General features: G+C 63.9%; 14 protein-coding genes and 1 pseudogene. 11 read left to right on the top strand and 4 right to left on the bottom strand.

Annotated features, from left to right (window positions below; all coding sequences use genetic code 11):
- Positions 1–28: 28 nt before the first annotated feature.
- The 5 genes from F4827_RS08585 to F4827_RS08565 all read left to right on the top strand — a co-directional run bounded on the left by F4827_RS08585 (position 29) and on the right by F4827_RS08565 (position 4,008).
- Positions 29–1,132, top strand: coding sequence for a GNAT family N-acetyltransferase (locus F4827_RS08585; protein WP_183723570.1), 1,104 nt, complete (start codon positions 29–31; stop codon positions 1,130–1,132).
- A gap of 227 nt (positions 1,133–1,359) precedes the next feature.
- Complete coding sequence (locus F4827_RS08580) at positions 1,360–2,094, top strand: thioesterase II family protein (RefSeq protein ID WP_183723569.1); 735 nt, start codon at positions 1,360–1,362, stop codon at positions 2,092–2,094.
- Positions 2,095–2,107: 13 nt separating this feature from the next.
- Positions 2,108–3,094 (top strand): TauD/TfdA family dioxygenase, encoded by a 987-nt coding sequence (locus F4827_RS08575; RefSeq protein WP_183723568.1) that lies wholly within the window; start codon positions 2,108–2,110, stop codon positions 3,092–3,094.
- 107 nt (positions 3,095–3,201) lie between these two features.
- Entirely contained in the window at positions 3,202–3,732 is a 531-nt protein-coding gene (locus F4827_RS08570; RefSeq protein WP_183723567.1) for a sigma-70 family RNA polymerase sigma factor, read from the top strand.
- 63 nt (positions 3,733–3,795) lie between these two features.
- The gene (locus F4827_RS08565) at positions 3,796–4,008 is read left to right on the top strand and encodes an MbtH family NRPS accessory protein (protein ID WP_183723566.1); all 213 of its coding nucleotides are present in this window, start codon (positions 3,796–3,798) and stop codon (positions 4,006–4,008) included.
- 104 nt (positions 4,009–4,112) lie between these two features.
- Here F4827_RS08565 and F4827_RS35155 read toward each other — a convergent pair.
- Positions 4,113–4,230 (bottom strand): annotated as a pseudogene (locus F4827_RS35155) (AsnC family transcriptional regulator); the annotation flags it as partial.
- Between the two features lie 279 nt (positions 4,231–4,509).
- Here F4827_RS35155 and F4827_RS08560 point away from each other — a divergent pair.
- From F4827_RS08560 to F4827_RS08535, 6 genes are read left to right on the top strand one after another with little or no spacing between them, the layout of a single operon-like run.
- Positions 4,510–5,430, top strand: a complete 921-nt coding sequence (locus F4827_RS08560) for a nucleoside-specific channel-forming protein Tsx (RefSeq protein WP_183723565.1) — start codon at positions 4,510–4,512, stop codon at positions 5,428–5,430.
- A 43-nt stretch (positions 5,431–5,473) separates the two neighbouring features.
- Entirely contained in the window at positions 5,474–6,748 is a 1,275-nt protein-coding gene (locus F4827_RS08555; protein ID WP_183723564.1) for a NupC/NupG family nucleoside CNT transporter, read from the top strand.
- 10 nt (positions 6,749–6,758) lie between these two features.
- Positions 6,759–7,556 (top strand): deoxyribose-phosphate aldolase, encoded by a 798-nt coding sequence (deoC, locus tag F4827_RS08550; protein ID WP_183723563.1) that lies wholly within the window; start codon positions 6,759–6,761, stop codon positions 7,554–7,556.
- A gap of 25 nt (positions 7,557–7,581) precedes the next feature.
- Entirely contained in the window at positions 7,582–8,901 is a 1,320-nt protein-coding gene (gene deoA, locus F4827_RS08545; protein WP_183723562.1) for a thymidine phosphorylase, read from the top strand.
- Positions 8,902–8,916: 15 nt separating this feature from the next.
- A complete protein-coding gene (locus F4827_RS08540) occupies positions 8,917–10,137 on the top strand; it encodes a phosphopentomutase (protein ID WP_183723561.1) in 1,221 nt (406 codons plus the stop codon).
- 17 nt (positions 10,138–10,154) lie between these two features.
- Positions 10,155–10,556, top strand: coding sequence for a cytidine deaminase (locus tag F4827_RS08535; RefSeq protein WP_183723560.1), 402 nt, complete (start codon positions 10,155–10,157; stop codon positions 10,554–10,556).
- Between the two features lie 39 nt (positions 10,557–10,595).
- Here the strand turns inward: F4827_RS08535 and F4827_RS08530 are convergent, their stop codons facing one another.
- The 3 genes from F4827_RS08530 to F4827_RS08520 all read right to left on the bottom strand — a co-directional run bounded on the left by F4827_RS08530 (position 10,596) and on the right by F4827_RS08520 (position 13,892).
- Positions 10,596–11,324 (bottom strand): DeoR/GlpR family DNA-binding transcription regulator, encoded by a 729-nt coding sequence (locus tag F4827_RS08530; RefSeq protein WP_183723559.1) that lies wholly within the window; start codon positions 11,322–11,324, stop codon positions 10,596–10,598.
- Positions 11,325–11,465: 141 nt separating this feature from the next.
- A complete protein-coding gene (locus F4827_RS08525; RefSeq protein ID WP_183723558.1) occupies positions 11,466–12,644 on the bottom strand; it encodes a M20 aminoacylase family protein in 1,179 nt (392 codons plus the stop codon).
- A gap of 30 nt (positions 12,645–12,674) precedes the next feature.
- Positions 12,675–13,892, bottom strand: coding sequence for a diaminopropionate ammonia-lyase (locus F4827_RS08520; RefSeq protein ID WP_183723737.1), 1,218 nt, complete (start codon positions 13,890–13,892; stop codon positions 12,675–12,677).
- Positions 13,893–13,951 lie beyond the last annotated feature (59 nt).

Here is a 13,951-nt window from a genome sequence, read left to right as displayed (position 1 = left end):
TATTTTTGACTATCAACGGAACACCATCATGGACCAGGCTGCAAGCGATGCGCCGATCTCCTCGACGATCGATATCGTCGGCGCGGGCGGCAATGAATTTTCCTCGTTTTCCCACACATTGCCCGATGGCCGCGTGTGCTGCGTGCAGGTACTCGCGGGCGGCAGCGTGGCGCTGCACGTCGACGGCGAAGCGCAGGCGCTGCTGAGCGCGCGCTTCGATACCGCGCACGTGTCGATCGACAATCCCGGCGACGCGCAAAGCATCGGCCGTCAGCCGCCGGAAATTTTTCTGCCGCTGCTGGCCGAGTATTTCGCGCGTCCGGCGCAGGTATCGACAATCGAGATTACGTTGCCGGTGAACCGCGCATGGGCCGTCGATGCCGTGCGCAACGGCATCTTCGACGAGATCGAGGAAACCTCCGGCGGCTGCCGTCTGCGCTGCCGCCGCGCGAGTTTCTGGCAGCATCCGGCGATGTGGCTGCGGACCACGCCGAGCCGCGGCTTCGCGCAACGCTACACGCTGACGAATCATCACCGGCATCCGGTGCGACCGCCCAAGCCGCGCGGCGTCGTCTACGAGCGGCAGCTTCCGCATCTCGATCTGATGTTTTCGCTGCGCACGATCCAGGGCGAGCAGGACCTCGAACTGTTTAATCGCTGGATGAATCTGCCGAACGTCGCGAAGGTCTGGGATCAGGCCGACGACACCATGACACACGCGCGCTTTCTCGCCGATCAGGAAGCCGACCCGCACACGCAGACGCTGTTCGGCTGCTTTAACGGCGAGCCGTTCGCATACTTCGAGGTGTACTGGGTGAAGGAAGATCGTCTGTCACCGTTCTGCAATGCCGGCGATTACGACCGCGGCATCCATATTCTGGTGGGCAATCGCCGTCATCAAGGGCCGGCGAAGCTCGAAGCGTGGTTGCGTTCGCTATTCCATTACGTGTTCCTCGATGAACCGCGCACTCAAACGATTTACGGCGAACCGCGTATCGATAATGCGCGCTGGATCGACTACATGCAGGAACAGGGCGGCGTGAAGCAGAAGGAATTCGACTTTCCGCATAAACGCGCAGCCCTCGTCAGTCTCGCTCGCGAGACTTACTTCGAACACTTTGGTCCGCGATAGCAGCACGATGCAAACAGAAGAGGGCGCTTCGGAGCCCTTTTTGCATGTGGGGCACAAGCATTCAAGGAAACGTCACTTGACATGCCTGGGGTGAACACTTTTAAATACGAATCATTATCAGTATCATTTGCAAAGATGATTTCACAGAGAGAGTTGCATTCGATGACGCATCGACAGCCTGCATTGATTCGTTTCGCCTGCGCGCCTGCCGTTGCGGCATTCCTGCTGTGAGCGTCGCGTTGAATCTGTTCTGCCTGCCCTTTGCAGGCGGTAGCGCGGCGGTATTCAAGCCGTGGCGAACGCTTGCGCCCGCCGCGTTGCGCGTCACGCCGATGGCCTTGCCCGGACGCGGCGCGCAATGGGGCGAACCGTTGGTCGCCGACTGGGCGCCGTTGCTCGACCGGCTGTATGCGCAGGTCACGCCGTATGCGCGTCAGCCGTACGCGTTGTTCGGGCACAGCATGGGCGCGCTGCTCGCGTTCGAGCTTGCGCATCGGCTGCGTGCGCACGGCATGCCGGCGCCCGCGCTGCTGATCGTGTCGGCGACGCGGCCGCCGCGCGAGGATCACCGGTTGTCGGGCATCGACTGGCGGCGTTGCGCCGACCAGCAGGTGCTCGACACGCTGTTCGGCATCAGCGGTAGCGATCCCGCATGGGAGCACGCCGAACTGCGCGAATTGATGTTGCCGATCGTGCGCAACGATTTTCAGTTGTGCGCGGATTACCGCTATCGCAAACGCGCGCCGCTGGCCGTGCCGATTCATGTGCTGGCCGGCCGCGACGATCACGCTTGCCCGTTCGCGCCGGCCTTCTCGGCATGGCGAGACGAGACCAGCATGACGACGACCGGCCGTGAAGTCGATGGCGGCCACCTGTTTCTCCGCGACGATCCGGCTGCCGCTTTCGCGGCGGTCATCGACGCCTTCGACGCTTTGCAGCGCGAACCTTTTCACTCAATTTAGTCAGGAGCCAGGCATGTCGACCGACATCCGGGAAGCAGCCGCTGAAATCCAGCTCGCCGAAACCGTGTTCCAGAAGGGCGGCACGCGCCTGCCCGTGATGCACGCACCCGCCGACGCCAGCGACATCCTCGATCGCGGCTGGCACGCAACGATCGCGAAACATCTCGCGCGCGACGGCGGCGTGCTGCTGCGCGGTTTCGCGGACATGAGCATCGACCGCTTCCATGAATTCGCGAAGAGCTTCGGCTCGCCGCTGCTGTCGTACGAATTCGGTTCGACGCCGCGCAGCGAAGTGCACAAGGGCGTGTATTCGTCGACCGAGTACCCCGCGCATCAATGGATTCCGCAGCACAACGAACAGGCCTACACGACCAACTGGCCGATGATGATCTGGTTCTACTGCGACGTTCAACCGGGCGATCGCGGCGAAACGCCGGTGGCCGATTCGCGCGTCGTGTATCGGGGCATCGACCCGGCGCTGCGCGAGCGTTTTGCGAGCCGCAAGCTGATGTACGTGCGCAATTACGGCGGCGGTCTCGATCTGACGTGGCAAAAGGTCTTCAACACCGAAGACACCGCGGTCGCCGAAGCGTATTGCCGCAAGCATCAGATCGAGTGGGAGTGGAAGGAGGACGGCAATCTGCGCACGCGCCAGATCTGCCAGGCGGTCGCGCGTCATCCGCGTACCGGCGAGGACGTGTGGTTCAACCAGGCGCACCTGTTCCACGTATCGGCGCTGGAAGAAACGACGCGCGAGGCCCTGCTCGACATCGTCGATGAAGAAGATCTGCCGCGCAACGTGTACTACGGCGATGGCTCGCCGATCGCCGACGAGGAACTCGACAGCGTGCGCGCGGTGTACGACGCGCATCGGCTCGATTTCGCGTGGCAACGCGGCGACGTGATGATGCTCGACAACATGCTGATGACGCACGGACGCGCGCCGTTCTCGGGACCGCGCCGGATCGTCGTCGCGATGGCGCAAGCGCACGGCGCGTGAGCGCGGCGCACGTTGCGGATGTCTTTGCACAAGCATTTGCAATCGCGCCTGCAAACGTTTCACGCGCCATCCCATTCGTTTGAACGAACCAGAGAAGAGGTCCCATCATGCAGGAACCGATGCCCATGCAGAAGCAGGCGCTAGCGCATGCGCTGATGACATCCCGGCGCACGCTGATCGATACCGCTTCGCGCATCGTCGGCTGTCGTCGCGGCGGCGAGGATGTCGTGCACGACATCTGGCTCAGGCTGGAAGAAGCCGACGACTTCGGCGAAATCCGGCAGCCGGGCGGCTACATCGCTCGGATGGTCCGCAATCATGCGATCGACCGTTGCCGTCGTCTGAATCTCGAAGCTTTCTACTGCGCGCCGGAAGAAGCGGCGCTCGATGTCGCGTGCGAAGAGCCGTCGCCGGAACAGGCGAACATGAATTGCCAGGCTATGTGCATGTTGTCCGATGCGCTCGACGCGTTGCCCGAACGCTCGCGCACCGCGTTTTGCCTGTACTACGTGTACGGCTATACGCAGAGAGAAATCTCGGATCACCTCGGCGTATCGTCGACGCTCGTCAATTGCATGGTGCGCGACGCGACCATGCATTGCCGCGCGCGTCTCGAAGCCTATCGTCCGGGCCAATGAATCCGCTCCGGGCGGCATCGCTGCCCGGACTCACCCAGTCAAGCTAACCAGGAGAAGTGAACCATGAGTTTCGATAACGACGACGCGATCTACCAGGTGGTCATCAACCACGAAGAACAGTATTCGATCTGGCCGGATTTCAAGGAAGTGCCGGCGGGCTGGAGCAAGGTGGGCGTGCAGGGCAACAAGCAGACCTGTCTCGAACACATCGAAAAAGTGTGGACCGATATGCGTCCGCTGAGCTTGCGTCAGGCGTTGGCGCAGCAGTCGGCCTGAAGGTAGGCACGATATGGAAATGTAGGCGCGAATGTTTTGCGCCTCATGAACTGCGGGCGGGTAGCGATTGTGTCGACGATTGCAACGCGCCCGCTGTTTTTCATTCACACCGCGATCGGCGCAATGCTCTTCATGCAGCGCAGCGCGAACATCGACCGGCTGTGACGGATGCCGGCGATCCGGTAGAGCTTCTCGCAGAAAGCGCTGGTAGGCCGCGGTGCCGGCCCACCAAGAGTTTCAGCGATTCGTCCGTCCTCTCTATCCCTCCCGCGTCTGCGCTACCGCAAATCTCGCGCAATCCCGCCGATTCCTCTGGGTTTTCCCTGACTCTCCTGGGACACACATTTTTGATAATGTTATAAACATAACAAATTGTGTTCCGATGATCTCATAAGCATGAGATATTCAAGACAGATAAGGAAGCAGACCGTGGACCCAAGGAGGAGACCGTGGCGCACAGCTCCGCAGGCATCGCCATGTCGTACCCATCGATTCGGCCTGATGGCCGCAGCGGCGCTCGCGCTTGCATTGAGCGCCGCTCAAGCACGCGCCGACACACTGGCCGAAAGCGGCGGCACGCCGCCTGAACTGAATACGACCGCCGTCATGGGCACAGCGGCCTCGCAGCCCGCGCCGCGCTATCTCTCGGACTGGCTGCACCAGAGCATCGGCGTGATCGGGTCGAAGGACATTCGCTTCGGCCCGTACACGACCAACGACGTGTATCTGGAGTACGAATACTTCGGCCGCAAAGGGCCATTCGATTTGTACGGCTACGTCGACGTGCCGCGCGCCTTCGGTGTGGGCAATGGCTACGACACGGGTATCACCAACAAGGGCTCGCCGCTCTTCTCGGAGCAGGAGCCGCGCGTGTCCATCGACGATCTGCTCGGCAAGCATCTGGGCTTCGGGCCGTTCAAGGAGTGGTACGCCGCGTTCGACTGGATCTACGATCAGGGGCATAACGTGTCGGGCCGCCAGAACACGCTCTATATGGGCCTGGGCACCGATATCGCCACGCCGCTGCCGGTCTATCTCTCGGCGAACTTCTACGTGCGCCGCCAGTGGGAAAACTACGGCGCGGCCAACGCGAACAGCTGGGACGGCTATCGCGCGCAGATGAAGCTTGCCTATCCGATCGGCACTTTTAGCGGCGGCAACCTCACCTTCGTGAGCTTTTTCAATTACGACTTCGGCTCGCGCCTGGCCGAAGAGACCGGCGGCAACACGCGCAGCGATACCGCATTCGTGTCGACCAACGTGTTGATCTACGAGTTCAAACACTGGCGTTTCTGGACCGCGGCGCGCTATTTCCACAACGGCGGACAGTGGAATGGCAGCACGCTGAATTTTGGCAGTGGACCCTTCCAGAACCGCTCGACCGGCTGGGGCTATTACGCCAGCGTCGGTTACCGGTTCTAAAGCAAGGCTCCAACGCAACGCCCTCATTCCTCTAGGATTCGATATGGATATCCTGCGCAGTCTATGCGGCATTCTGGTGCTGCTGGTGTTTGGCTACTGTCTCTCGATGGATCGCGGCGCGGTGCGTGCGCGCACGGTGCTGGCCGCGCTCGCGGCGCAGATCGTGATTGGCGCGCTCGTGCTGTTCGTGCCGATGGGCCGCCATGTGCTGGCGCTGGTCGCCACGGCGGTGAACGGCGTGCTCGAAATGGGCCAGCACGGGCTGACTTTCCTGTTCGGCGGGCTGGTCGGCGACAAGATGTTCGCGCTGTTCGGCGCGGATGGTTTCGCGTTTGGCCTGCGCGTGCTGCCGATGATCATCTTTGTCACATCGCTGATCGCCGTGCTGTACTACCTTGGCGTGATGAAGTGGATCATCGCGATTATCGGCACGGTGGTGTCGAAGCTGCTGGGCGTGAGCCGCGCCGAGGGCTGCTCGGCGGTGGCCACGATTTTCCTGGGCCAGAGCGAGATGCCCGCCTTCGTGAAACCCTTCGTGCGCCGTCTGTCGGGGCCGGAGATTTTCGCGGTGATGTCGAGCGGCATGGCGTCCGTGGCGGGCTCGGTGCTGGCCGGCTATGCGGGCCTGGGTGTCAAGATGGAGTATCTGCTGGCGGCATCGTTCATGGCGATTCCCGGCGGTCTGCTGTTCGGCAAGATGCTGTGTCCTTCGGTGGCGACCACCGATGTGGATATCGGCGCGCTCGAATTCGACGAGAAGCGCGCCACCAGCGTGATCGAAGCGGGCGCATCGGGCGCGAGCGTGGGCATGAAGATCGCCGTGAACGTGGGCACCATGCTGGTGGCCTTCATCGGCCTGATCGCGCTGCTCAATGCGGGTGTGGGCGTGGTGGCGGGCTGGCTCGGCTTTGCGCACGTCACGTTGCAATCGCTGCTTGGCGCGCTGTTTGCACCGCTCGCGTGGATGATCGGCGTGCCGTGGCAGGATTCCGTGGTGGCCGGCAATTTCATCGGCCAGAAGCTGATTCTCAACGAGTTTGTCGCATACAGCGGGCTGTCGCCGTATCTGCAGGACAGCGCGCACGTGGTGGCGGCTGGGCTGCCCTTGCTCACGCCCAAGACCATCGCGATCGTTTCGTTCGCGCTGTGCGGTTTCGCCAATTTTTCGTCGATCGCGATTTTGACGGGCGGCTTCACCGCCGTCGCGCCGGAACTGCGCGGCGAGGTCGCGCGCTTCGGACTGCGCGCGCTCGCTGCGGCCACGCTCTCCAATCTCATGAGCGCGACCATCGCCGGACTGTTTTTCTCTCTTTCCTGACGGGCTTTTCATGGACCAGGCACTGACACGCAACCAACTCGCCGAGCGCGCATTGCAGGCGTTGCATCTCATCGATCTCACGTCGCTCAACGACGACGACACGGACGCGTCGATCGCGGCGTTGGCCGCATCGGCCGATACGCCCGTGGGCACGCCGACGGCGCTGTGCGTGTTTCCGCGCTTTGTCGGCACGGCGCGCGCGGCGCTGGCCGCAAAGGGCCTCGCGCTGCCGATCGCAACGGTCACGAACTTCCCCGCGGGCGCCGCCGATCCGCAGGCGGCGGCCCGCGAAACTGCCGAGGCCATCGCGCTGGGCGCCGACGAAGTGGACGTGGTGTTCCCGTATCGCGCGCTGCTCGCGGGAGACGCGCAGGTGGGCCGCGAACTGGTTGCGCAATGCCGCGTGGCGGCGGGCGACAAGTGCCTCAAGGTGATCCTGGAGACAGGTGAACTGCGGGGCGAACTGCGCGACGCTGCACTGATCCGCCGTGCGAGCGAAATCGCCATCGAAGCGGGCGCGGACTTCATCAAGACCTCGACCGGCAAGGTGCCGGTCAACGCCACGCTCGACGCGGCGGCGGCCATGCTGGCGGCGATCCGCGAAGCGGGGCGCACGGTGGGTTTCAAGGCGGCGGGCGGCGTGCGCACGGCGCAGGAGGCGGCCGCGTATCTCGCGCTCGCGGAGCGTGAACTGGGCGTCGGCTCCACGGTGCCGGCGAAATTCCGTTTTGGCGCGTCGGGGCTGCTTGGCAGCCTGCTGGCGACGCTCGGCCACGGCAAGGACGCACAGCGTCCGGCAGCCTATTGAACGCACATCATTCGGAGAACAAACCATGTTTCTGCCTCAGGAATTCGTGCGCAAGGTGCGCGATCGCCAGCCACTCGACAAGCAGGAAATCGCGCAATTCGTCGAAGGCGTGACGAGCGGCTACGTGACCGAAGGCCAGATCGCGGCCTTCGCGATGGCGGTCTACTTCAATGAATTACCGATCGATGCGCGCGTGGCGCTCACGCTCGCGCAGCGCGATTCCGGCGACGTGCTCGACTGGCGCGCGCTCAATCTGAATGGTCCGGTGGTCGACAAGCACTCGACCGGCGGCGTCGGCGATCTGACTTCGCTCCTGCTCGGGCCGATGGTGGCCGCGTGCGGCGGCTACGTGCCGATGATTTCGGGGCGCGGTCTCGGCCACACGGGCGGCACGCTCGACAAGTTCGAATCGATCCCGGGCTACAACGTCGCGCCCGATACCGACACGTTCCGCCGCGTGGTCAAGGATGTGGGCGTGGCGATCATCGGCCAGACCGCGCGTCTTGCGCCCGCCGACAAGCGCATCTACGCGGTGCGCGACGTGACGGCCACGGTCGAATCGGTGTCGATGATCACGGCGTCGATTCTTTCGAAGAAGCTCTCGGCGGGCCTCGACGGCCTGGCGATGGACGTGAAGGTGGGTTCGGGCGCGTTCATGCCGACCTACGAAAAATCGGTTGAACTGGCGCGCAGCATCGTCGACGTGGGCAACGGCGCGGGCATGAAGACGACGGCCACGCTCACCGACATGAGCCAGTCGCTCGCGCCCTGCGCGGGCAATGCGCTGGAAGTGGCCTGCGCGATCGACTATCTCACCGGCAAGTCGCGCCCGGCGCGTCTGCATGAAGTGACGATGGCGCTGGCGGCGCAGATGCTCATCATCGGCAAGCTCGCAAAGGACGAGGCCGACGCGCGTGCGCTTCTGCTGGCGGTGCTCGAATCGGGCGCGGCGGCCGAGCGTTTTGCGCGCATGGTGAAGGCGCTGGGCGGCCCGGCGGATCTGCTGGAGCGACCGCACGCGCATCTGGCGCGCGCCAACGTGATCGTGCCGGTGCCCGCGCCGCGCGCCGGAGCGATTGCGCGCGTGGACGCGCGTGCGCTTGGCATCGCCGTGGTGGGGCTGGGCGGCGGCCGCATGAAGACGACCGATACGCTCGATTTTTCGGTGGGTCTGTCGGCGCTGCTCGAACTGGGCGAACGCGTGGAAGAGGGGCAGCCGCTCGCCGTCGTGCACGCACGCGACGAATACGCCGCGAAGCGCGCCGTGAGCGAAGTGCAGCGCGCCTATTCGATTGACGATTCGGTGGGCGAGCTGCCGCCGACGATTCACGCCTTGCTCGATTGAGCGCGGGAGACCTGCATGCGCGCAATCGTACTGGTGCTGGATTCGCTAGGCATTGGCGCGGCGCCTGACGCCGCGCGTTTCAACGACACGGGATCGAATACCTTCGGTCATATCGCGCAGCGCTGCGCACAGGGCGAATGCGATACCGCCGGACGCAGCGGCCCGCTCAAGGTGCCGAACCTTGAGCGCCACGGCCTCGCGCTCGCCAGCCAACTGGCGACCGGCACCTTGCCCGATGGCATGAGCGCACAGCCTGCGCTGGTGGGCGCCTATGGCGCGGCCTGCGAGGTTTCGTCGGGCAAGGACACGCCGTCGGGGCATTGGGAACTGGCGGGCGTGCCGGTACGTTTCGACTGGGGCTATTTCTCGCCGCCCACGCAGACGTTCCCGCCCGAACTGCTGGATACGCTCGTGCGTCGCGCGGGCCTGCCGGGCTACCTCGGCGATTGCCATGCATCGGGCACGGAAATCATCACGGCGCTGGGCGAGGAACACATCGCGACCGGCAAGCCGATCTTCTACACCTCCGCCGATTCGGTGTTCCAGATCGCTTGCCATGAGGAGGCGTTCGGGCTTGAGCGGCTCTACGCGCTCTGTGAGATCGCGCGCGAGGAAGTCGACCGTTACAACATCTGCCGCGTGATCGCCCGGCCGTTTACGGGCGCGAGCCGCGCCGACTTCAAACGCACCGGCAACCGCCGCGATCTGGCCGTGCCGCCGCCCGCGCCGACCGTGCTGGAAAAGCTCGCGAATGCAGGCGGCGAAGTGATCGCCATCGGCAAGATTTCGGACATTTACGCGGGCGTGGGCGTGACGCAAAAGATCAAGGCCGATGGTCTCGATGCGCTCTGGCGCGCGACGCTCGACGCCGTGCGCGATGCGCCCGAATCGAGCCTCGTGATGACGAATCTGGTCGATTTCGACCAGCTTTACGGGCACCGCCGCAACGTGGCCGGTTACGCCACGGAACTGGAGCGTTTCGACGCGCTGCTGCCGCAGATTTACCCGCTCATGCGCGCAGACGACCTGCTGATTCTCACTGCCGATCATGGCTGCGATCCCACGTGGCCCGGTTCGGATCACACGCGCGAACATGTGCCGCTGCTGGCGTACGGCGCGCGCGTCGCGCCTGGCAGCCTGGGCGTGCGCGGTTCGTTCGCGGATCTCGGCCAGAGTCTCGCCAACTGGTATGGACTGACACCGTTCGCCGACGGCGTCGCATTTCTGGATCGATAAACGAAGAGGACAAAGTCATGGAAGCACAGACACTGATCGACGCGGCGAAAGCCGCCCGCGAAAAAGCCTATGCGCCGTATTCGCGCTTCAAGGTCGGGGCCGCGCTGCAGACGAAGGACGGCAAGGTCTTTCACGGCTGCAACGTGGAAAACGCCTCGTATGGCCTGTGCAATTGCGCGGAGCGCACGGCCCTGTTTGCAGCCATTGCGGCGGGCTACCGGCCTGGGGACTTTGCCGCCATGGCGGTGGTCGCGCAAACGGATGGGCCGGTCGCGCCGTGCGGCGCATGCCGCCAGGTGATGATCGAACTGGGCACGCCCGCGCTGGAAGTGATCCTCGTGAATCTCAAGGGCGATGTGCGCGTGACGAGCGCAGACGCCTTGCTGCCCGAAGCGTTTTATCTGAATCCGGCCGATTAAAGCCTTGAATCCGTGCGGTGGCGCGAGCGCGCCGCCGCTTCAACCCGCGCGCTCGCGCAGCGTCTGGCCGTTCTCGGTGATGATCGAATCGAATTCGCCGATCTGCGAGAAACGCGCCGCCTTCACCACGCCGAACTTGCTGCTGTCGATCACCAGATGCCGTTCGACGGCGCTTTGCATGGCAGCCTGCTTGATGGCCACTTCGTGAAAATTCCAGCAGGTCACGCCGCGCGTTTCGTCCACGCCGCCCGCAGAAATAAAGGCCTTGTTGATGCCCATGCGACGCAGGATATCGAGCGTTTCGTCGGCGGCAAACGAATCGGAGGCGGGAACGTAGAGACCGCCTAGCAGCATCATGCGCACGTTGGGCTTGCGGCGCAGGATCTCGGCGACATTGAGCGAATAACACACGACGGTCACATGAAGATCGGCGGGGATCAGGCGCGCGAGCGTGGTGAGCGTGGTGCCGCAATCGACGAAGAGCGTGTCGTTGTCGTCGATCAGCTTCGCGGCGATGGCAGAGGCTTCGGCCTTGGCCTGGGCGAAATGATCCTTTTCCTGCTCCAGCGAATAACCCGCGCCGTTCTGCACGTCGGTGGCGCTGACGATGTAGCCGCGCAGATAGGTGAATTGATCGGGGCTGGCGGCGATATCGCGGCGTACGGTCATTTTCGACACGCCCAGCAGCGCGGCCGCATCGCGCAGATGCACGACCTTGTGTTGAGCGATGGCATCGGCGAGCGCGGAAAGACGGTCAGATTTCAGCATGAAAGTCCTGAGGGACTGGATGCGGCGCGAAGCGCGTTTTATGGCATGTGGATGAGAGGATTATAACCAGAATCAAGTCGATGACCTTCGGCTCGATACGCAGCATGCCCGTTGTCGGGAGTGTCGTGCCGGGCGTTACCGCTAGCTCGCGCAGGGGCGGTTACGCGGCAGGGCGAGCCGCGCGATTTCCGCGAAGTAACGCGCGCCGGTTTCCAGAATTTTGTCGTTGAAATCGTAAGTGGCGTTATGCAGCGGCACACCGCCGCGCGCGTGGGTTTCGCCATTGCCGATAAAGATGAAATTGCCGGGCACGGCCTGCAAAAACGCGCCAAAGTCTTCGGAGATCATCATCGGCTGAACATTCGCATCGACAGAAGTTGCGCCTGCAACGTTCCGCGCCGCCGTGACGGCCAGATCGACATACTCGGGCGAATTCACCGTAGGCGCGAATTCGTGTGTGTACTCGAACTGACATTGCGCGCCATGCGTTCGGCAGATGCCTTCGCTGATTTCACGCATGCGCGATGCCAGCAATGCCTGGACTTCCTTCGAATAGCTGCGCGTGTCGCCCTTGATCGTGACATGGGAGGGAATCACATTGCGGATGCCGTCCGTAATGAATTCCGTGCACGAGATCACGGCCTGCAGTCCGGGATCGAGATTGCGCGACACGATGGTTTGCAGCGCCAGTACGATCTGCGAGGCGATCACGATCGGGTCGATGCCCATATGCGGCCGCGCCGCGTGCGTGCCACGCGCCTTGATATGGATAACGAAGTTATCTTCGCTGGCCATGATGCCGCCCGCACGCGTGGCGAACGTGCCCGCGCGCATACCCGGCATATTGTGCGCGCCGAAGATCGCGTCCACCGGAAAGCGTTCGAACAGGCCGTCGGCCATCATCGCCTTGGCGCCGCGTCCGTGTTCTTCGGCGGGCTGGAAGATGAAACGCACGATGCCGTCGAAATCGCGCCGCTCGGCCAGCAGGCGCGCCGCGCCAAGGATCATCGACATATGGCCGTCGTGCCCGCAGGCGTGCATCTTGCCTGCGTTGAGCGAGGCATGCGCGCGGCCCGGTGCGTGTTCGGCGATATTGAGCGCGTCCATATCGGCGCGCAGGCCGATGGCGCGCGGGCTGCTGCCCGCTCGCAGCGTCGCCACCAGCCCGGTCCCGCCGATGCCGCGCTCGACCTCCAGCCCCAGCGTCTTCAGGATGTTTGCGACGTACGCCGAAGTATCGACTTCCTCGAAGCCCGTTTCGGGCCGCTGATGCAGGTGATGACGCCAGCTTTTGAGCTGGCCTTGCAGCGTGCTTTCCATGAGCGTGTCCTTGTGTGGGGCGTTACGGCGTTACGGCGCGACGGCGGCAAGGCGTTCGTCGCGGCGCGCGGCGACTGCTGCGGCGGCTTCGCCCACGAGTGTTGCGTAGACGCCGGGCGCGGTGGCGCCTTCGGTGCTGATGACCAGCACGCGCGATTGCGCGTTCAGCCCGGCGGCGCGCGCGAGTTCCGCATCGCTCATGAGTTTCGCCAGTGCGGCGAAACCTGCCGCACCCGATTCGCCGGAAACGAGCGGCACGTCGCCGTTTGCGCCTGCTGCGAGGGCGCGCATTGCCGCTACGGCATCGTCGTCTTCGATCAGCATGAAATGGTCCACGCACGCTTCGAGAATCTGCCAGGCGAGCGGCGATGTTTCTCCGCAAGCGAGGCCCGCCATCACCGAATCGACCGAGCCGGTCGCCTTTTGCGCACGGCCCGCGAGCGCGCTTTGATAGAGACAGTCGGCCTGGCGCGGCTCGACTACGATCAAGCGCGGCCGCGCGTCGCCGTAAATTTCCCACAGATAGCTGGAAACGCCCGCCGCGAGTCCGCCCACGCCGCCTTGCAGAAAGACATGGGTGAAGCGCGCGTCGCGGCTCTGCTCGACGAGTTCCGCCGCAATCGCGCCATAACCCTGCATCACGTCGCGCGGAATGGCTTCGTAGCCTTCGTATGACGTATCGGAGACCACATGCCAGCCATGGTCGCGCGCAAGCTTCGCCGCGTGCTCGACCGATTCATCGTAATTGCCCGCGATGCGCACGATGCGCGCGCCATAGGCGGCAATGGCCGCTTCGCGCTCGACGCTCACGTTAGCGTGGAGCACGATCACGCACTCGCAGCCAATCGACTGCGCGGCGGCGGCGAGCGCCTTGCCGTGGTTGCCGTCGGTTGCGCTGATCACGGTGAGATGCGTGAGCATCTCGCGATAGCGGCCCTGAATCAGCGCCCGCGGATCGAGTGGGTGGTTGGGCCACAGGCGCAGGATCAGGCGCATCAGCGCGATCGGCGCGCCCAGCGCCTTGAAACTGCCCAGCGGCGAGCGCAACGATTCGTCCTTCACGCTCACACTCGCGACGCCGAATCGCGCCGCCGCGCCCGGCAACTCCACGAGCGGCGTGGGCTGCGCGCTGATCGCTTCCCAATGCGAAAGCCACGCGCGGCTTTCATCGCCGGCAGCGACGTTGAGAATGCGCGCGAGCGTCTCGGGATAAGGAGCGCGTAGCGCGCGGGGATTGGCAACGAACATCGCAGTGGACATGAAGCAGCACTCCGGAGCTGGGCGGCAAGGCCCGATAAAGATGGCAG

This window comes from Paraburkholderia bannensis (genome assembly GCF_014200455.1).
Lineage (GTDB): Bacteria > Pseudomonadota > Gammaproteobacteria > Burkholderiales > Burkholderiaceae > Paraburkholderia > Paraburkholderia bannensis_A.
This window is presented reverse-complemented; position numbering and strand designations above follow the sequence as displayed.

Excerpts from the sequence above, each read along its gene's own strand:
- F4827_RS08585 (WP_183723570.1), top strand. The coding sequence starts at position 29 with ATGGACCAGGCTGCAAGCGATGCGCCGATCTCCTCGACGATCGATATC.
- F4827_RS08575 (WP_183723568.1), top strand. The coding sequence starts at position 2,108 with ATGTCGACCGACATCCGGGAAGCAGCCGCTGAAATCCAGCTCGCCGAA.
- F4827_RS08570 (WP_183723567.1), top strand. The coding sequence starts at position 3,202 with ATGCAGGAACCGATGCCCATGCAGAAGCAGGCGCTAGCGCATGCGCTG.
- F4827_RS08565 (WP_183723566.1), top strand. The coding sequence starts at position 3,796 with ATGAGTTTCGATAACGACGACGCGATCTACCAGGTGGTCATCAACCAC.
- F4827_RS08560 (WP_183723565.1), top strand. The coding sequence starts at position 4,510 with ATGGCCGCAGCGGCGCTCGCGCTTGCATTGAGCGCCGCTCAAGCACGC.
- F4827_RS08555 (WP_183723564.1), top strand. The coding sequence starts at position 5,474 with ATGGATATCCTGCGCAGTCTATGCGGCATTCTGGTGCTGCTGGTGTTT.
- deoC (WP_183723563.1), top strand. The coding sequence starts at position 6,759 with ATGGACCAGGCACTGACACGCAACCAACTCGCCGAGCGCGCATTGCAG.
- deoA (WP_183723562.1), top strand. The coding sequence starts at position 7,582 with ATGTTTCTGCCTCAGGAATTCGTGCGCAAGGTGCGCGATCGCCAGCCA.
- F4827_RS08540 (WP_183723561.1), top strand. The coding sequence starts at position 8,917 with ATGCGCGCAATCGTACTGGTGCTGGATTCGCTAGGCATTGGCGCGGCG.
- F4827_RS08535 (WP_183723560.1), top strand. The coding sequence starts at position 10,155 with ATGGAAGCACAGACACTGATCGACGCGGCGAAAGCCGCCCGCGAAAAA.
- F4827_RS08530 (WP_183723559.1), bottom strand. The coding sequence starts at position 11,324 with ATGCTGAAATCTGACCGTCTTTCCGCGCTCGCCGATGCCATCGCTCAA.
- F4827_RS08525 (WP_183723558.1), bottom strand. The coding sequence starts at position 12,644 with ATGGAAAGCACGCTGCAAGGCCAGCTCAAAAGCTGGCGTCATCACCTG.
- F4827_RS08520 (WP_183723737.1), bottom strand. The coding sequence starts at position 13,892 with ATGTTCGTTGCCAATCCCCGCGCGCTACGCGCTCCTTATCCCGAGACG.